Source organism: Bacillus sp. BD59S, assembly GCF_007363175.1.
GTDB lineage: Bacteria > Bacillota > Bacilli > Bacillales > Bacillaceae_G > Bacillus_A > Bacillus_A pacificus.
This window is the reverse complement of the sequence record NZ_CP034686.1, coordinates 5,139,028-5,161,336: the sequence shown is the minus strand read 5'-3', so window position 1 is coordinate 5,161,336 and position 22,309 is coordinate 5,139,028. Positions and strand designations below refer to the sequence as shown.

Below are 22,309 nucleotides of genomic sequence, written 5' to 3'. Positions count from 1 at the left end.
CTTAATGATTATTGTTTGTGGGATGGAAATAAGGATTGTAGTTTGAACTTTAAAAATAGGGGGACTTGTGAAATGAGCATGAAGAAAAAACTTGGTATGGGTGTTATAACTGCAGCGCTGGGCTTATCTTTAATTGGTGGGGGAACATATGCGTATTTTAGTGATAAGGAAGTATCACAAAACACGTTTGCAGCGGGTACTTTAGATTTGAGTGTAAATCCTGAAGTGGTTATCAATGTCGACAATCTGAAACCGGGTGATGAAATGGAGCGTGGTTTTCAATTAGTTAACAAAGGAACCTTAGCAATAGGAGATGTGAAACTCCTGACAGATTACAGTGTAATCGATGCGAAGGGGGATAATGGAAATGTTGATTTTGGTGATCATATCCGTGTGGACTTCTTGTGGAATTTGGATAAAAATGAGGTTCCAATTTGGTCTACTACATTATCTGAATTAAAGGTAGCTACGGAAAATGGAAGTATTCCTGACCTTGTAAAGAAAGGTATTGTAGATCGAGAAGGAAATGGACTTGCTCCTGGTGATGATGATACCTTTTATGTAATGTTCACATTTGTAGATAGTGGTGAAGACCAAAATGTATTTCAAGGAGATGCATTGAAATTAAATTGGACGTTTAATTCCATGCAAGCAAGCGGTGAAGAAAAGTAAGTGTAATGATTTGTATACTGTATGTTTAAGACGTATAGTATTCGATTAAAAGAACGGTACTAAAATTGAAGAGTTTATCGTGAATGGTAAAGCTCCTCATAAATATATAGATTAGAAAACTGATGACGATTTCGCTTTTATAATACGATTTCTATGTCTCTACCAATTACTTTTTACATTATCCCCTTAAAAAGCAATGCTCTTAATATATTCATTATTCCCTACACTTGATATGCAGGTATTGGTCTCCCCTTTTCGTTCATTGCGTTGCATCTTTTATACTCTCTACTTTTCCGTTAATAAAATGGATTTTTCTTTTATTCCTTCAAATTCATTTAGTAGATACATAGCTATTTTTTCAACTGCAGGTGAATCCACTATTTCTTCATGTGATCCAGGGACTGAATACATATTTACTCTTCCTTTTAATAAAGGTCCCCAATCTGTAAACAACTCTTTTCCTTCCTCAGCACTAAAGTAGAGAACTTCTCCAGAGTATGGTATTAAATCATACTCTGCCATTAAGTTCAGGCATTTCCTATGAGCATTGATAACTTGCTTCAAATTCATAAGATCTGCATCTGGCGGGAGTACTCCCTCTATAATTAATTGCTCTACAAGCATATCTTGTTCATGGAAGAGACCTTCCCCCTGCTCAGTAAAATCTCTAGGAATGAAATGCTCATATATATATGAGAGCATTTCCTCCGTTGTTTTATAGTCCTGCTCTGAAGGTACTTTAGTATCCATTAATATCAACAGCTCAACTTCCTCACCTTGATTCTTTAGCACCGTTGCGATTTCATAAGCAATTGCACCGCCTAAAGACCATCCTCCAAGACGATATGGGCCTTCTGGCTGAACACGTTTGATTTCTTCAATGTAAAGTTGAGTTAGTTCCGGCAAGGTCAATTCATTAATATCTCCCTTTTCTATAAGAGGATTCTGTAAACCATAAAATGAACAATGGTTCTTAAGTAATCTTGCTAGTTGAATGTAACAAAATACATTCCCCATAAACGGATGAACACAGAAGAAAGGGCTTTTTTCTGATTCTTGTAGTGGAACTAGCGCTGCTACTGATTTCGTCATATCATGCTTATCACGAATAAGGCATGCGATTCCTTCCAATGTTGGATTCTTCATCAATGTTGACACCTTAATCTCTTTTCCAAACTTCTCCCTAATTTTTGAAACTAATTTAATTACAAGGAGAGAGTGTCCTCCTCTATTAAAGAAATCATCATTTACATAGACATCTTCTATCTGTAACACATCCTGCCAGATTTTAATCAACTGATATTCAATTTCATCCCTTGGAATGATTGGTGTAGAGAAGTTATTTTCTCTATGAATAGTTAAATTGTTCAATGCCTTTCGATCAATTTTTCCATTCATTGTAAGAGGAATCTCGTCTACCTTAATAAAGTGTGCGGGAACCATATAATTTGGTACTTGTGTCTTGAGATACTCACGCCACTCATGCATACTACCATCTCCAACTACATAAGCAACCAATCTCTTCTCTCCTAATTTATCCTCTGTTACCAAAACTACTGCTTCTTTTACCAATGGATGCCTCTCTATACTCGCTTCAATCTCTTCAAGTTCAATACGAAAGCCCCTAATTTTCACTTGATTATCAATTCTTCTCAAGTAATCTAAATTACCATCAGGTAAATAACGAACCAAATCTCCCGTACGATATAAACGCTCTTCTTCATTAAATGGATGACGGATAAATCGCTCTGCTGTTAATTCTGGACGATTCAAGTATCCTCTCGCTATACCTGCACCACCGATATATAGCTCACCTGTTACACCAACTGGAACAGGTAGCAAATTTTTATCCAATACATAAGTTTGAACGTTCGGCAACGGACGTCCAATCGTAACTCTCTTACTATCTGTTTGAATATGATAACACGTTGCATCAACCGTACATTCTGTAGGACCGTATACGTTATAAAAATCAATTTTTTCGGTCTCTACTAGCTGTTCCCATAATGACGGCATGATTGCTTCACCACCGACTAATATCTTACTTGGTACATGAACATCAGCACTTATTTCTAGCAATCCTCCATCTATAAGTAATTGAAGTAATGAAGGTGTCATATCAAACATTTCCAATTTATTCTCCCTAATATAGGACACAAATTGTTCCGGATTAGTGCGAACTTCACTTGGGATAATATATAAACTTGAACCATAAAGCAACATTTGTAATTGCTGAATAGATACATCAAAGGCAATTGACGCATTCAAACCGACGCGCATATTACTAGGTATCTCATGTGAGAACACTTCTTTTTGTAAACCATAGGATAGGTTTATTACAGAATGGTGCTGTACTAAAGCCCCCTTTGGATTCCCTGTCGAACCAGAAGTATAGATAACATACGCTAAGTTTTCCCCTGTCACCTCACATATTGGTGAAAATTTGCTTTCTTGAGAAAGCATCGCTTGGTCCCTATCTAGGCAAACTGTCTTGATGTCTTTAGGTATCCATCCTAGTAATACCTCATTTGTAACTAACACTTTAATTCCCGTGTCTTGTAAAATATATTGCAGGCGGCTTTCCGGATTCGATGGATCCAATGGAACATAGGCTGCTCCAGCCTTCCAAATTCCCATGAGACCAACAATCATCTCAACTGATCGATCAAAGCAGAGGCCAACTAATGACTCTGTCCCAATTCCACATTTCTGTAAATGATGGGCTAATTGATTAGCTCTTTCATTCAGCTCTCGATACGTTAGTTGCTGTTTATCATCTACCACTGCCACTGCGTCAGGTGTACGATTTACTTGCTCTTCGAATAGTTGATGAATTACATTCTCACGTGGATAGGATAAAGCATTATTATTCCATTCTTCCAATATCCTTCTTTGTTCAGCCTCCGTAATATATACTAGTTCCGATAGATTTTGATCAATGTTTTTGAGCATTTGCATTAACACTTTGTGTAAATGACCCAGCATTCGTTCAATGGTTACTCTATTAAACTTACTACGGTCATACATTAACTTTAACGATAACTGGATTCCTGGAACTACAGCCAATCCTAATGGGTAGTGGGTTTGTTCTACCCCTTTCAATTCACCAATTTCCAAATTTCCTGAAGATTCTTCTTTCACTGGATAATTTTCAAACACATATAAACAATTGAACAGCGGTGTACCTCTAGGAACCTCACTCCACCCCTGAATCTCTGTCAAAGAAGCATACTCATATTGTCTTCTTTCTATCTCTTCCTCTTGTATCTTCTGCAACCAATCTATTACTTTTATATCATCCATCAATTGAATTCGCGTCGGTGACGTTGTAATGAAAGGACCTACGATGTTTTCAACATCAATAATCTCCGTAGGACGTCCTGAGCTTGTTACACCAAAGACAATGTCATTTTCTCCACTATATCGGCTCATGAGATATGCCCATGCACCTTGAATTACTGTACTCAAAGTAAGTTTATTTCGTTTCGCCCATCCTTGTAACGCTTGAGTCTGCTCTTTTGATAAATAGGTAACCTTTTCTGTATAACCTTTTTCTTCCTCTTTACTTTCTAAGCCCAGCAAAGTTGGTGCAGTAAAACCTTTAAGCTTTTCTCTCCAGAATTTTTCCGCCTGCTCCTTATCTTGTTCTCTGAGCCATTGGATATATTTCTTATATGGTGAGGGTTTAGGTAACTTTACAGCTTCTTCATTCATTCTCTTCTGATAGACTGTAAGTAATTCATTAAAGACCAATGGTAAACTCCATCCATCTAGTAAAATATGGTGTTGTGTCCAAACAATCCGATATTCTTCCTCACCTTCTTGAATGACCGTTACCCGCATTAATGGCGCTTCATCAAATTGGAAGGCTTGCTTTCGATCTAATGCCAAAAAGACTTTTCTTTTTTCCTCTATGTCTTTAGTTGTCATTGTACGCCAGTCTTCTTTGTTCACTTTAAATGGGATATTTTCATACACCACTTGTAATGGTTCTTCAATTTCGTCCCAAACAAATGCTGTACGAAAAATTTCATGCCGCTGAATTACAGATTTCCACGCCTGCTCAAAAGTAGGAATATCCATTTTCCCTTTAATCATAAAACTTAATTGCACTATATACGGTGCAACATGTTCATTCCCTTGGTCATGCAATGTGTGGAAAATCATACCTTCTTGCAAAGGTGATAGTGGATATAAATCAGTAATCTGATTGTTCTTTCCACGATTCATTTTGTTTAGTACATTTGTCAAACCTACTTGGTTAAGATTAGCCATTGCAAAATCCGAAATGGTCAGCGCAGATTCTCCATCTGAAGGTTGAATCAATCTGCTCAGTTGATATAGCATATTCTGTGCAATACTTTGAATCGTTGATTTGGCGAATTGTTCAACATTGTATACCCAAGTGAACTGAAGTTTTCCATTCGTTACAACCCCAATTACATCAATTACATGCGATCGCTTGGAACCGGCAGCATGATCTAAACGCTTAAATTCATTCTCCGGCATAAACATTGCATCGCTAGAAAACATTTGATCAAATTGTCCAAGATAGTTAAAACTAATAGACGGTGTATGTTGAGAGCTCAATTGCTCACACATTGTTGCGTTCATGTAACGCAACACCCCATAATCAACACCCTTATTAGGAATTTTGCGAACTTGTTCTTTAACTGCTTTTAATGCTGCAATTGGCGTATTAGCACTAGTAATATTTAAATGCACTGGGTAAATACTTGTAAACCATCCCACGGTTCTCGATAAATCAACATCTTCAATAATCTCTTCTCGACCATGTCCCTCTAAATCTACGCTTAATATCGGCTGCCCCGTACATGCTGCTGTAGCTTGTACCAATGCTGCTAATAATACTTCATTGATTTGGACACGGTGAGTGCTTAAAGTCTCTTGCAATAACATACGGGTCTCATTCTCATTTAACACCACAGTAATTTCCTCAGTTACTCTGCTTACTGGATTACTTATAGTACCATCTACTGGCAGTATAACCACGTCTTGTTCAGCCTGCTGCTCCCAGTAATGTAGCACTTCTTTTGATATTCCAGTTTCAGCGTAATGTTGTAATTTCTCCGACCATTCTTTAAAAGATGTACTCTTCATAGGTAATTGAAATTTTTGCCCTTGGACTGCTTGCGTATATGCTGTTTGCAAATCTTCTAATAAAATTCGCCAAGAAACACCATCCACGGCTAAGTGATGAATTGTCCAAAATAATCGGCCAGTCTTCTCACCTTCATCAAAATACACCATTCTCATTAACGGACCTTCATGTAAATTTAAACCTTCTTGTGCAATATTAATCTCTTTTTGAATAACTTCATGCCAATCCGCTTCCAGCACTTCGTCTAATGAAATGACAGTCAGCATCAATTGTTCTTCAATTCCTTCATTCCACTGTTTCCAAGCCCCATTAGGTAAACGTTCATATCTTAAACGCAGGGCATCATGATGAAGTAGAAGGTTACGCGCTGCCTTTTCTAGTGATCCTATGTCCAATTTTTCTTTCGTTCTAAAGAACATGGATTGATTCCAATGATGTGGGTTAGGATGATTTTGTGCAAAAAACCTTTGCTGAATAGGTGTAAGTATCGTCTCTCCAATTATAATTCCTTGTTCAGCTTGTACACCTTGTTCTTCTTTGACTACTTGCGCCAACTCAGCAATCGTTTGGTGTTCAAATAGTTGTTTTGGTGTCAACTGTAAACCAGCTTGCTTCGCACGAGAGACAATCTGAATGCTAAGAATTGAATCTCCACCAATTTCAAAAAAGTTATCATAAATACCAATACGTTTTGAACCCAGCACACGTTCCCAAATGATAGAAAGCTTGTGTTCACGTTCATTTCTTGGGGCTACGTAGCCTTCTTGTGTTCCTTGATAATCTGGTATAGGCAATGATTTCCGATCAACCTTTCCATTTATGGTTAACGGTAATTCTTTCATTTCGACAAAGTAGGAAGGTATCATATGGATTGGCAGTTTTATTTTAAGATACTCACGCCATTCTTCTAAACTGCCTTCGCCCACTATATAAGCTACTAACCTCTTATCTCCCGACTGATTTTCCCTAACTATTACAACTGCCTCTTTTATCAAGTCATACTCCTGTAAAGCCGACTCAATCTCCCCAAGTTCGATTCGAAATCCTCTAATCTTCACTTGATTATCCATTCTTCCTAAATATTCTATATTACCATCAGAAAGATATCTCACGAGATCGCCTGTTCTATATAATCTCTCGCCTTCTTTGAATGGATGAGAAATAAATCGTTCGGATGTTAACTCTGGACGATTTAAGTATCCCCTCGCTAGACCCGCTCCTCCGATATAAAGTTCACCCATCACACCAACTGGAACTGGCAACCTATTTCTATCTAATACATAAGTTTGGACGTTAGGCAATGGACGCCCAATTGTTACTCTCTTACTATCTTTTTTGATATGATAGCATGTTGCATCAACCGTACATTCTGTAGGACCATATACATTATAAAACTGTATTTTATCAGTCTCTACTAGCAGTTCCCATAATGACGGCATAATCGCTTCACCACCAACCAGTACCTTACTTGGAACATGAACGCTATCGCACGTTTCTAACAATCCGACATCTATAAGTAATTGAAGCAATGAAGGTGTTATATCAAAGATTTCTAACTTGTTCTCCCTAATATAAGCTACAAACTGCTCCGGATCACTTCGTACTTCATTCGGAATAATATACAAACTTGAACCATAAAGCAGCATTTGTAATTGCTGGATAGATGCATCAAAGGCAATTGACGCATTTAAACCGACATGCATGTTAGATGGTATCTCATGTTCGAAAACCTCTTTTTGTAAACCATGCGACAAGTTTAGTACAGAATGATGCTGTATCAAGACACCCTTTGGATTCCCCGTTGATCCTGAAGTATAGATAACATATGCTAAGTTTTCTCCTGTTACTTCACATTTTGGTGAAAGAATGCTTTCTTTTGAAATCATTGCTTGATCCCTATCTAGACAAACTATCTTGATTTCTTTAGGTATCCAGTCTTCCAATGACTCGTTCGTAACTAATACTTGAATTCCAGTGTCCTCCAAAATATATCGTAGACGACTTTCTGGATATGATGGGTCTAATGGAACATAGGCTGCTCCAGCCTTCCAAATCCCCATAATACTAACAATCATCTCAACTGAACGCTCAAAGCAAAGTCCAACCAATGATTCATTCCCAATTCCGCATTGCTGAAGATAGTGGGCCAATTGATTAGCTTTTTCATTCAGCTCTCGATACGTTAACTGCTGTTTTTCATCTACCACCGCTACCGCATCAGGTGTACGATTTACTTGCTCTTCAAACAGCTGATGAATCGTACTTTCCTGTGGATATGCTACAGCATCATTATTCCACTCCTCCAACTGTTTTTGTTGTAATCCTGACAATATAGGCAACTTAGCTAATGATTTATCAGGATTCTCCACGATTACATTCAACCAGTTCCCAAAATGTTCAGCCATGGATTCAATAGTTAAGCTGTCAAATAAATCAGTTCTATAAACAAAGGTAAGTAATAAACCCTCTTCCACTTCTGCAGCAGTTAAACTTAAATCAAACTTAGCGATAGGAGCATTACTTTCCATTACTTCTATATTTCTTCCATGTAGTTCTGGTAGCTTCTGTCCCGTATTTTGCAAAGTAAACATGGTTTGGAAAATCGGAGAATGGCTTGTATTTCGTTCAGGCTGGATAACCTCTACAATTTTCTCAAACGGAACATCTTGATACTCATACGCCTTCAATGCTTTTATCCGCACTTGAGACAACAACTCTTGAAATGCCGGTGCATTACTTAAATCAGCTCGATAAACCAATGTATTGACAAAGAAACCAATCAGTCCTTCAATTTCTCGATAGTTTCGATTTGCAATTGGGCTGCCAACAATAATATCTGTTTGCCCCGTATAACGAGCAAGGAAACTTTGATACGATGCCAATAAGGTCATGAAAAGTGTGGCTCCTTCTTGACGACTTAGTTCGTTTAATTTATCCAGTAATGAGCGCGATAACAAAACATTATGAGTTAATCCATGGTGGGTTTGCACTGGCGGACGCGGACGATCCATTGGCAACATTAAGACTGGTAACTCACCGGATAATTCTTCCTTCCAATACGCAAGTTGTTGATATAGTACTTCATCTTTCAACCATTCTCTTTGCCACTGAGCAAAATCGGCATATTGAACTGGTAGTGATTCCAGCTCTGCTTGTTTTTCACCAATCGCATTCTCATAAAATGCCATCCATTCTTGAAGCAAGATTTCCATCGACCATCCATCTGAGATAATATGATGCATATTACACAGAAGAACCCATTCTTCTTCTGAAATTCTTATGAGTTTCCCACGGAACAATGGCCCCTGTTCTAAATCAAATGGAGATTCGACTTCAGTTTGAATCCATTGCTCCAACTTTCTTTCTCGCTCCTCTAATGAAAGCTTAGTTAAGTCCATTTGGAGAAGCGGACGGAAAACGTACGGTTGAATCTGCTGCATAGGATGGCCATCCTCTTCATAAAATACAGTCCGTAAAGATTCATGACGCTCTATCAACTGATTCCATCCCAACTCCAATCCCTCAGGTAACCAATTCCCTGTAAGGCGGCATGCCATTGGCATATTATAAAGTGCACTATTAGGTGCAAATTGATCAATAAACCATAAGCGCTGTTGGGCATAAGATAGTGGAATATTATTTCCGCGTTCCATCGGCACCAATGGTGGAATTTCTCGTTTTTCGCTCCCCTTACGTAACTGATCTATTCGTTTCGATAATGCCTCGACCGTTGAATATTCGAACAGTTCACGTACTGGCAATTTGATTTGAAAGACTTCCTGTAAACGTGAGACCACTTGTGTAGCAAGTAGAGAGTGACCACCAAGCTCAAAGAAAGAATCCTGAACACCAATTTCTTTTATTCCTAACACTTGACTCCACACTGAAGCGATAAGTTCTTCCAGCGGAGTTCGTGGGTATACAGTATTTTCGGCGGATTGTTCACTAAGTATAGGCAATGCCTTCAAATCAAGTTTTCCATTCGGTGTAAGTGGTAAAACTTCCATCTCAATAAAGTTTGTTGGAACCATGTAATTTGGTAAATGTGTTTGTAGATGTTCTCGCCATTCATGTACACTTCCTTCACCAACTACATAAGCTACTAATCTCTTGTCACCTTGATTATCCTCTTGTACCAATACAACTGCTTCTTTCACAGAAGAATGTGCCTGCAAAACAGCTTCTATTTCTCCCAATTCAATCCGGAAACCACGAATTTTCACTTGGTCATCTATACGTCCATGGAACTGGAGATTACCATCAGAAAGATAACTTGCTTTGTCTCCTGTATAATAGAGACGTTCTCCTGACTTGAAAGGATGTGGGATAAATTTTTCCTTTGTAAGATCCGGACGATTAGCATATCCACGTGCAAGGCTCTTCCCTCCAATATAGAGATCTCCAATTACACCAATTGGTACTAGCTGAAGATGAGAATCCAACACATAAACTTCTGTATTCGCAATCGGTCGACCAATCGATGGCGTACCTGTTGTCACTCCTACAGGTACGTAACAATCTGTGGTAACAACGGTATTTTCCGATGGACCATACTGATTAATTACCGCAAAAGGAATATCGTTAGATGGATACTGCGTTAATTGATCCCCACCAGTAATGATAAAACGAAGATCCGTTTTATCTGGCCAAGATAATTTCAAGAGTCTTTCCAAAATAGGCGTAGGTGCAAAACTAACTGTTATTTGTGAATCAATGAGCCAGTCCCTTAGCGCTTCTGGATTAATTCTCAGTTCCTCTGTTGACAAGTAGAGTGCTGCGCCAGCAGTTAGATACGGCCAAATCTCCTGGACAGCCGAATCAAAAGCAACCCCTGCAATCTGAGTCGCACGATCCTCTGCTGAAATATGATAAACTTCCTGATGCCAAGAAACCATATTCATTAATGAGCGATATTCAACCATGACACCCTTCGGTTTTCCTGTAGAACCAGAGGTATAGACAATATAGGCTAAGTTCTCTGGATTTATTTGACGTGTAGGTGCGATTACACTTTCCACCGTTAATTCTTCTAACCTCACCATTTCGACGTGTGCGAAATGTCCTTCTTGTCCTTCCGCCGTCACTACAAATTGAATTCCTGCATCTTCAATCATGTATTCTAACCTTGATTTTGGATACAACGGATCTAAAACGACATAAGCTCCACCAGCTTTTAAAATGCCTAGTAAACTTGCCATCAGCTCAGCTGACCTAGGAAGATACACTCCTACCACTGACTCTGGGGCTACTCCCTTTCGCTGTAAAACATTTGCCAACTGATTTGCTTGTGTATCCAGTTCACCATAAGTCCACTGTTTTGTTTGATCAACTACCGCAATCGCATCCGGACGCCTTACTACTTGCTCCTCAAATCTGTCGCAAACAAGACCCTGATGAGACATTTCCATTACAGTGTCATTCCATGTTTCTAATAACAAAGTACGCTCGGGTTCTGATAGCATACTCAGGTCATGCAACGGATTTTGTGGACGATGAGAAACTTCATGTAGCCATTTCTCAAAGTGTCCTGCCATCCGTTCAATAGTAGTAGCATTGAATAAATCCTTATTGTACTCAAAAGTAAAAAGTAATCCCTCTTCCGTCTCAGCTGCCATTACACTTAAATCAAACTTTGCAATTGGACTATGGCTTTCTATCATTTCAATACTTCTACTAGATAACATCGGAAACTCTTGTTTCATATTTTGCAAAATGAACATAGTCTGGAAGATTGGCGAATGACTTGTACTTCGCTCCGGTTGCACAACTTCTACAATTTTTTCAAATGGAATATCTTGATATTCATACGCCTTCAATGCCTTTTGACGAACCTGATATAGTACATCTTGAAATGTCGGTCTACCACTCAAATTAGCTCGATAAACCAGCGTGTTAACGAAAAAACCAATTAGTCCTTCAATTTCTCTATAATTCCGATTCGCAATTGGGCTTCCGACCAGGATATCTTCTTGTCCCGTATAACGAGATAGAAAACTTTGATATGCAGCTAAAAGCGTCATGAAGAGTGTAGCCCCTTCTTTTCGACTAAGTTCATTCAATTTATCATGTAGCGTGCTTGGCAGAACCAGAGTGTATATCGACCCGTGATGAGTTTGCATCGCGGGACGCGGGCGGTCCATAGGAAGTTGGAGTACAGGAAGCTCCCCAGACAATTCTTCCCTCCAATATTGGAGTTGTTGATCGAGCACCTCCTCCTTTAGCCATCCTTTTTGCCACTGAGCAAAGTCGGCATATTGAACCGGCAATGGTTCAAGTTCCTCTACCTTTCCATCCGTTGCTTTCTCATAAAATGCCATCCATTCTTCAAGTAGGATTCCCATTGACCATCCATCTGAAATGATATGATGTAGAGTACAAAGGAGTATCCATTCTCCCTCTCCCACGTGCAAAATACTTGCCTTGATTAATGGACCCTCTGTTAAATCAAATGGCACTTCTGTTTCTTGTTGAATCAAACGTTTAACTTCTTCTTCTCGGTCTTCTGGAGAAAGCATAGTTAAATCGGTTTTCGGAATTGATTGAAAAGCATACGGTTCAATTTGCTGTACGGGTTGACCGTTCACTTCGTGAAAGACCGTCCGCAGTGATTCATGACGTTCTATTAGTTGATTCCATCCCGTTTCCAGTGCCTCAAGTAGCCAATGCCCTGTAAGGCGGCATACCATTGGCATATTGTAAAGGGCACTATTAGGTGTAAATTGATCAATAAACCATAAGCGTTGTTGGGCATAAGATAGTGGAATAGCTTCTCCTCGTTTCATTGGTATTAGAGGCGGAATCTCTCGTTTTTTATCTCCTTTACGTAACTGATCTAATCGCTTTGCTAGTGACTCCACCGTTGTATATTCAAATAGTTCACGTACTGGTAATTCGATTTGAAAAATCCCCTGTAAACGTGACACTACTTGAGTAGCTAGTAGTGAATGACCACCGATTTCAAAAAAGGAATCCTGAACACTAATATTTTTTATTCCTAACACTTGGCTCCAAACGGAAACGATAAGCTCCTCCACTGGTGTTCGTGATGAAGTAATATCTTCACTTATGAACTGTTCTTCTAATTCCAGTAAGGCTTTCCGATTCACCTTACCATTTGGAGTGAGTGGCATACCTTCAATTTTGAAAAAGTATGCCGGCACCATATAATGTGGCAGTTGCTTCTTGAGATATTCACGCCACTCCCCAGTATCCCCTTCACCCACTACATAAGCTATTAACTGCTTATCTCCTGGTCGATCTTCCTTCACCAACACGACTGCCTCTTTTACAGATGAGTGATCATGTAAAGCTGCTTCAATTTCTCCCAATTCAATTCGGAATCCTCTAATTTTAACTTGGTTATCTATTCTTCCAATATATTCTAAGTTACGATCATTCATATATCTCACCAAGTCACCCGTTCGATATAATCGTTCCCCGTCCTTAAAGGGATGCGGAATAAAACGTTCAGTAGTTAAATCTGGTCGATTGAAGTAGCCACGTGCCAACCCTACTCCTCCAAGGTAAAGTTCCCCTGCCACACCAATCGGGACCACTTGTTGATATTGATCTAACACATACAACTCTGTATTATCAATCGGACGACCAATCGGAATAAGCATTGCTTCTTTTTCTAAATCACAATCATAATAAGTCACATCCACAGTCGCTTCAGTAGGACCATACAAGTTAATTAACTTTGTTTGCTGAGCATTGTAAAAGATCCCCTTAAACCGGCGAACCTGCTCAGTGTTTAACGCTTCTCCACTAGTAAAAACTTGAATTAAAGACGAGACATCCCTTTTCGAATTATATAGTTCCATATAATCTAAGAAAGTAGATAACATCGACGGAACAAAGTGCATGGTGGATACACGGTATCGTTCAATATACTCCTCAATCACCGCAGGATCTTTCTCTCCTCCTGGTGGAAGTAAACAAACACGTGCTCCTACAAATGACCACCAAAATAATTCCCAGACAGAAACATCGAACGAAAACGGTGTCTTTTGTAGGATTGTATCCTCCTCGGACAATGGATATTTTTTCTGCATCCACTGTAGACGATTGATAACGGAATGATGTTCAATCATTACCCCCTTTGGATTTCCCGTCGAACCCGAAGTGTATATAATATAGGCTAAGTTATTTGCTGTTACTCCACTTACCGGAGCTAAATTACTCTCTTTAGAAATCATCACTTGATCCCGGTCTAAACAAATAGCTTGAATATCTTTAGGTAACCAGTCCTGTAGTGTTTCTTTTGTTAACAGCACTTGAATTTGTGAATTCTCCAAAATATATCTTAGGCGGTTTTCGGGATAACTTGGGTCCAGTGGGACATAAGCCCCACCTGCCTTCAAAATCCCAAAGAGACCGATAATCATATCAGGAGAACGTTCAATACATATACCGACCAATGATTCAGGTCCGATACCTCGTTTTTGTAGAAAATGTGCCAATTGATTCGATTTTTCATTAAGTTCTTGATACGTTAGCTTTCCACCCTCATAAACTACCGCCACTGCATCAGGTGTCCGTGCAACTTGCTGCTCAAATAGCTCATGAATCATACAATCATGACCATAAACTACGTCCGTATCATTCCATTCTTCTAGGAGTTGTTTTCGCTCAGTATCCGATAACATTGACAGCTTTGTATATGATTCATCTGGTTGATGCGTGATTTCATTTAGCCAGTTCTCAAAATGTCCTGCCATACGTGCAATGGTACTACTATCAAATAAATCCGTGTTGTATTCAAATGAGACAAATAGACCTTCTTCCACTTCATAGGCAGTTAAGCTCAAATCAAATTTAGCAATAGACATATTACTTTCTACCATTTCAATACTTCTATCAGGCAAATCTAGTCGTTCTTGTTTTATATTCTGTAGCGTAAACATGGTCTGAAATATAGGGGAATGACTCATACTTCGTTCAGGTTGCACAGCTTCTACCACTTTTTCAAATGGTATATCTTGATATTCGTAAGCTTTTAACGCCTTTTTCTTTGTTTGGTTCAAAATCTCCCGAAAAGTAGGGGTGCCACTCAAATCTGATCGATAAACCAACGTATTAACAAAGAAACCAATTAATCCTTCTACTCCCTTATGGTTCCGATTTGCAATCGGACTACCAACTAGAATATCTGTTTGTCCTGTATAACGAGCAAGAAAGCTCTGGTATGCGGCCATTAAAGTCATAAATAAAGTAGATCCTTCTTGTCGACTTATATCCTTCAATTGACTGAGCAATTTATAAGGCAAAATTACATGATGCGCAGCCCCAGGGTAAGTCTGCTTAACCGGTCGAGGTCGATCCACTGGCAGTTGTAAGATAGGAAGCTCACCAGACAATTCTTCCTGCCAATACGTAAGCTGACGATTTAGCACATCACCTTGCAACCACTCCTTTTGCCACTTCGTAAAGTCTGCATATTGAATGGATAATGAACTTAATTTAGCAGGATTTCCGCCCGTTTCTTCTTCATAGAAAGCAAGTAATTCATTCATGAATATACCAATGGACCAAGCATCAGAAATAATATGATGCATCGTACACAGTAATAACCATTCATCCTTCTCTAATTGAACAAGTTGATTACGAATTAAAGGACCATTCATTAAATCAAATGGTTCTTGCGCTTCTCTCGCAATTAAACTATCTACCTCTTTTTCTTTTACTTCTAGAGAAAGTTGAGAGTAATCCCTTACAGGTAATGCTCTAGGAAGGAATTCGACAATTTGCTGCACAGGCTGTTCTCCTATTTCTTTAAAAACCGTTCGTAATGATTCATGACGTTCAATGAGTCGATTGAATCCCTTCTCTAATGATTCAGGTATCCAATTTCCTTTTAGATGCCATACTGTTGGAATATTATATAAAGAACTGTTTGGGTTAAATCTGTCCATAAACCACAAACGTTTTTGTGCATAAGACAACGGGAGTGCTTCTTTATTCTCCTTTTTTTGCATTTGCTTCTGAAGCCATGCTCTCTTCTCAGGAGAAAGTGAACTCAGCTTTGCAAGTAAATCACTTTTCATTTTTTTACCCCTTCCTGAATCAAATTACTCTCGAATATCCCTTGTGCTTCTTCCTCTGATAGCTCTTCTAATTGCTTAAGCAGTTCTATTAATTCTTCATCATTACTGACTTCTGCTTCTTTTTGAATATAGTCTTGAAGACTTACATTCTCCTTACTATCATTCTGCATTTCTCGATTTTTGTTATAGAGCAATTGATCAATCTGTTCTGCCAATTGCTGCACCGTATGAAACATAAATAAATCATGCAATGGTATCTCGATTCCAAAAGCCTCTTTAAGATTGGAAACAGCTTGCGTAGCGAGTAGTGAATGGCCACCAATTTCAAAAAACGAATCTTGAATTCCGATGTTTTCCATATCTAAAACTTCATGCCATATTGAAACGATTGTTTTTTCCGTAGACGTACGAGGAGCAATATAACCACTTGCTATCTCCTGTCTCTCTGGTACTGGTAAGGCCTTCCTATCAATTTTCCCATTAGGAGTGAGTGGAAATGCATTTAATCCAACAAAATAGGCTGGAATCATATAATTTGGTAGTTGATCCTTGAGATAATCACGCCACTTTTGAGCATCTCCATCTCCTACAACATAGGCAATCAAACGTGGATTGCCAGGATAATCTTCCCGCACCATCACAATAACTTCGTTAACTAGTGTATGCCTTTGTAATGTCGCTTCAATTTCTCCTAGTTCAATCCGGAACCCACGAATTTTCACTTGATGATCGATTCGTCCAACATACTCCAAATTTCCATCTGGTAAATACCTTACTAGATCTCCAGTCCGGTATACTCGCTCTCCTTCTTTAAACGGATGCGGTATAAAACGATCTTGCGTTAAGTCAGGGCGATTTAAATATCCACGCGCTAACCCTGATCCACCAATGTATAGCTCACCAACTACACCAATTGGAACCATTTTTTGTTCGGCACTCAGTACATATACTTCTGTATTGAATATTGGTTTACCAATTGGTGGTACCCTATGCATGTCACCCTTTTCTAATTCCATATACGTGGAATACGTAGTATCTTCGGACGGTCCATATAGGTTGTACACCTTTTCGATCGTACTTCTCTCGTATAAATCTTGAACAAGCGAATATGGCAATGGTTCTCCAGCCAAGTTCATCACCTTTACCGAAGAAGGGATTGTTTTTGCTCGAACCAGTTCCTTCGCTACCGATGGCACAGTATTAACCAAAGTTACACCTTTGGTAGACAACTTCTCTAGATGTAGAGCATTTTCAGTGACAATCACCTTACCACCCATCGTTAAGGGAACAAATACTTCAAAAACGGATAAATCAAAAGATAGCGAAGTTGAAGCTAACACTCCCGCTAATTCCTTTCGGGAATACGTGTGATGCGCCCAATGAATCATTGTTACTGTATTCCTGTGCTCAATCATTACTCCCTTTGGATTTCCAGTGGAACCTGAAGTATAGATAATATAGGCTAAGTTATCGCCCGTCACTTCACTCATACATACCGTAGTAACTTCTTGTTCTATTTCTGCACGATTACAATCCATACAAATCACGTCAACGAATTTAGGTATAACCATTTTTTGTTGTATCTTTTCCTGTGTCACCAGTACCTTTATTTGAGCATCTTCTAAAATGTACTGCAGTCGACTTTCCGGATACGCTGGATCAATTGGGACATATGCTCCTCCCGCCTTCATAATTCCTAAGAGACCAACAATCATCTCGGATGAACGTGTAACGCAAATCCCAACCAATGATTCGCATGTTACACCACTTTTTTGTAAATAATGTGCCAACTGATTCGAGCGTTCGTCCAACTCTCGATATGTTAGTTCTTCATCTTCGCACACTACTGCAATTGCTTCTGGTGTTTTTTCTACTTGTTCTTCAAACATTGTATGAATCGTACTTTCTTCCATATCTATAACACCCGATTTATTCCATTCCTCTAGTAGTTGCTTATATTCTACTTTCGATAACATATTCAGTTCTGATAGTACACATTTTGGATGAGAGACAATTTGATTTAACCAATGTTTAAAATGACTTGCCATACGTTCAATGGTTGTATCATCAAACAAATCAGTATTGTATTCAAAGGTTAGTGATAATCCTTCTTCCGTCTCAGAAGCAAATAAACTCAAATCAAATTTGGCAACAGAAGCATGGCTTTCCATGATTTCCATTTGTCGTCCAGATAACTGAAGAAACTCTTGTTTCGTATTCTGTAAAGTAAACATAGTTTGGAATATTGGTGAATGACTTGTACTCCGTTCAGGTTTTACGGATTCTACCACTTTCTCAAATGGGATGTCCTGATACTCGTATGCTTTTAGCGCTTTTTTTCTTACCTGCGACAAAAGTTCTTGGAACGTCGGATTTTCACTGAAATCAGCTCGATAAACCAACGTGTTTGCAAAGAATCCTATTAATCCCTCAATCTCTTTCACATTTCGATTAGCGATCGGGCTTCCAACTATAATGTCGTCCTGTCCTGTATAACGAGAAAGGAAGCTTTGATACGCTGCCATCAATGTCATAAATAAAGTGCATCCTTCTTGCAGACTTAAATCTTTGAGCTTTTCCTGTAGGGAATTCGCCACTATTAAGGACTGACTTGCACCACGATGGGTTTGAACTGCAGGTCGAGGACGATCCATCGGTAATTGTAAAACCGGTAGTTCCCCAGATAATTCTTCCTTCCAATATTGAAGGTGCTGATTCAAATTCTCTTCTTTTTGCCATTCCTTTTGCCACATGACAAAATCTGCATATTGGATAGATAACTCCTTCAATTCCGCCGGTTTGCCGCTTAATGCTCCTTCATAAAAAGCCATCCATTCTTCAAGTAAGATCCCCATTGACCATCCATCTGAAATAATATGATGCATCGTACAAATGAGAACCCATTCTTCCCTGTCCACTTTCAATATTCGTGTTCGAATCAGAGGACCTTGTCCAAAATGAAATGGTTCCTCAGCTTCGTTTTGAATGATCCGTTTCATTTCTCTTTCCCTATCTTCCAAAGAGAGATCTGTTAGATTCATTTGAGGAATATGTCTGAATACATGAGATTGAACTTGTTGAAAAGGTTCACCCTCTTGTTCTAGAATTGTCATCCTTAATGATTCATGACGCTCCAACAATTGATTCCATCCGACCTCCAATGCTTCAATTGACCATTCACCTGTTAAGCGACACGCTGCATGGATATTGTACATAGCACTATTTGGCATTAATTGATCAATAAACCATAGACGTTTCTGCGCATAGGAAAGTGGGATAACTTCTTCTCGTTTCATAGGTACAAGGGGAGCAACCTCTCTTTTTTTATCTGCTTTTCGTAACTGATCCACTCGTTTCGCCAATGCTTCCACTGTATCGTGCTTGAAAAGTTCACGTAATGGAATTTTAATTTGGAACAGTTCTTGCAATCGAGAGACGATTTGAGTAGCAAGTAGTGAGTGCCCACCACGTTCAAAGAAGGAATCCTGAATGCCAATATTTTTTGTTCCTAACACTTGACTCCAAACCGAGGCAATAAGCTCTTCCGATGGCGTCCGAGGTAGCACATTTAAATCTTCAATAGCTTGCTCATCAGGTGCTGGCAAGGCCTTTCGGTCAATTTTCCCATTCGGAGTAAGCGGGAAGTGTTCTAACTCTATAAAGTGCGCTGGAATCATATGATTCGGTAATTGGTTTTGTAAGTACTCTCTCCACTCTTGGGTATTTCCATCGCTTATTACATATGCAACCAATCGTTGATCACCTGGACGATCTTCTCTAACTAATACGACAGCCTCTTTAATAAACGAACATTTTTCTAAAGTTGCTTCAATTTCTCCTAATTCAATCCTAAAACCACGCATTTTGACTTGATGATCCATTCTACCTATAAATTCTATATTTCCATCAGTTAGATATCTTACTGAATCTCCTGTTCGATATAGTCGTTCCCCCAATCGAAATGGGTGCGAAATGAATTTTTCAGCAGTAAGATTCTGACGATTTAAGTATCCACGCGCTAAACCAGCACCACCAATATATAACTCACCCTCAGTTCCTATTGATTGCAAGCGTTGATGTTGGTCTAATACATATAATTGCGTGTTCTGTATTGGCTGCCCAATAGAAACAAATTCTTGATTAGGCTGAATATCAAATGCATTCACATAAATAGTGGCTTCAGTTGGTCCATAAAAGTTGGTTAATTTCACTTGTCCACTATAATTCCATTTCTGTTGAAATCGTCTAACTAACCCTGAACTTAGTTCTTCTCCACCAGAAAATACATGGCGTACGGACGAACAATTCATGTTCAATTCAATATGATTGAAGTGATCTAAGAAAACAGATAACATCGAAGGTACAAATTGAACTATAGTAACCTGATGTTGTTTAATCACTTCAGCTATAATAGAAGGATCTTTTTCTCCACCTGGAGGTAGGAAAGATACACTTGCACCAACGTGAATGCCCCAAAACAATTCCCAAACAGAGACATCAAATGAGAATGGCGTTTTCTGCAAGACCACATCCTTTTCAGAAAGCGGATATTTATGTTGCATCCATTCTAGATAATTAATTACTGAATGATGCTCAATCATTACTCCCTTTGGATTCCCTGTAGATCCTGAAGTATACATAACATACGCTAAATTTTCTCCTGTGACACCACTTATACATGGGGTTGATTCTTCTTTTTCAATTGCAGTGTAATCTTTATTCATACAAATCGTCTCGATATTTTCAGATAAAAACAAGTTTTTAGAATTCTCTTCCGTCACTAGTACTTCGATTCCAGCATCCTCTAATATATATCGAAGCCGATTATCTGGATAAGTAGGGTCAAGTGGAACATACGCTGCTCCTGATTTTAGAATACCTAATAACGCTACCATCATTTGTAATGAACGTTCCATATATACACCAACTAGAGACTCTGGGCCTACACCATGCTTTTGTAAATAATGAGCTAGCTGATTTGCACGCTTCTCCAACTCTTTATAGGTAATTTGTTCATTTTCGTAACTAGCCGCGATTGCTTCCGGTGTTTTTTTAACTTGCTCCTCAAACATCGTATGAATCATGCCTTCAGCCGAATAATTAACTTGAGTATGATTCCATTCCTCTAGTAACTGTATTTGTTCTTCTTCTGTTAAATGAGTAATTTCAAATAGTTTTGAATCTAGGCTTTTCGTCATCTGAATTAATATTTGCAATAAGTGATTCTGAATCCGATTTATTGTTTCTTCATTAAAATAGCTTCGATCATACATCAACTTTAAAGTAATTTTCTTACCGGGCATTACAATGAGTGTTAAAGGATAATTTGTTTGTTCTGTGCTTTTAACATCTAGTAATCTTAAATCATCATTTCTCTCACCTTGAATTGGATAATTTTCAAACACATACAAGGTATGAAATAAGGAGCTATTTCGCGGAACCTCACTCCAGCCTTGAATATCTATCAACGAATTATACTCATACTGTCTTCGTTCCATTTCTTTCATTTGTATTTTACGAAGCCAATCTACTACTGATGTATTATCCGTTAATCGAATTCTGGTAGGTAATGTGTTAATAAATAGCCCCACCATATTCTCTGCACCCATTAAATCAGTAGGACGTCCAGCGCTAGTTACGCCAAATACGACGTCACTGTCACCGCTATACCTACTCATCAAATAAGCCCATGCACCTTGTACTAACGTATTCAACGTTAATCGACTATTTCGTACCCACTCTTGTAAATTCTCAGTAAGTTCCTCAGATACTTGATAAGCAAACTCCCCATAACCCTTCTCTTGTCCTTGATCCTTTCTTTCCATTGCTAATGGAGTAGGTGCATAGAACCCTTTTAATTCTTCTTTCCAAAATTCCTCTGCTTGACTTTGATCTTGTTTATTTATCCATTGAATATATTTTTTATAAGGAAGCGATTTAGGAAGATTCAACAATTCTCCCTTTATCATCTTGAGATAAACTTCCATCACTTCACTAAAGACCAATGACACACTCCATCCATCTAGCAAAATATGATGATGTGTCCAGATAATTCTCGTTTCCTCTTTTGCTTCTTTAATCGCAGTGACTCTCATCAATGGTGCTTCATCCAATAAAAATCCTTTCCTACGATCTGCAGTCAAAAACTGTTGTAATTTCTTCTCCTTCTCCTCATGCGAATAGGTACTCCAATCCTCTTGATGAATAGTAAAAGGAAGACGTTCGTAAACTGCTTGTAGAGGTTTTTCTACTTCCTCCCAAACAAATACTGAGCGCAGAACCTCATGTCGTTGAATAACATATTCCCAAGCTTTTTCAAAAGTAGCAACATCCAATTGCCCCCCGAGCAAGAAACCTACTTGTACAATATAGGAAAAAGAATGTTCATCATCTTGATCGTATAAAGTATGAAACAGTATTCCTTTTTGCAAAGGTGATAAACCATATATATCAATAACGTCTCCCATTT

The 22,309-nt window shown here is 38.7% G+C and carries 3 protein-coding genes; 1 reads left to right on the top strand and 2 read right to left on the bottom strand.

From position 1 onward, the window contains the following. Positions 1-72 precede the first annotated feature (72 nt). Complete coding sequence (locus EKQ63_RS29070) at positions 73-672, top strand: TasA family protein (RefSeq protein WP_088328126.1); 600 nt, start codon at positions 73-75, stop codon at positions 670-672. Positions 673-957: 285 nt separating this feature from the next. Here the strand turns inward: EKQ63_RS29070 and EKQ63_RS29065 are convergent, their stop codons facing one another. After that, complete coding sequence (locus EKQ63_RS29065; protein WP_143881735.1) at positions 958-15,840, bottom strand: non-ribosomal peptide synthetase; 14,883 nt, start codon at positions 15,838-15,840, stop codon at positions 958-960. Continuing rightward, positions 15,837-22,307: a non-ribosomal peptide synthetase gene (locus EKQ63_RS29060; RefSeq protein ID WP_143881734.1), complete on the bottom strand. Its 6,471-nt coding sequence runs from the start codon at positions 22,305-22,307 to the stop codon at positions 15,837-15,839. The genes EKQ63_RS29065 and EKQ63_RS29060 overlap by 4 nt, the downstream gene beginning before the upstream one ends. Positions 22,308-22,309 lie beyond the last annotated feature (2 nt).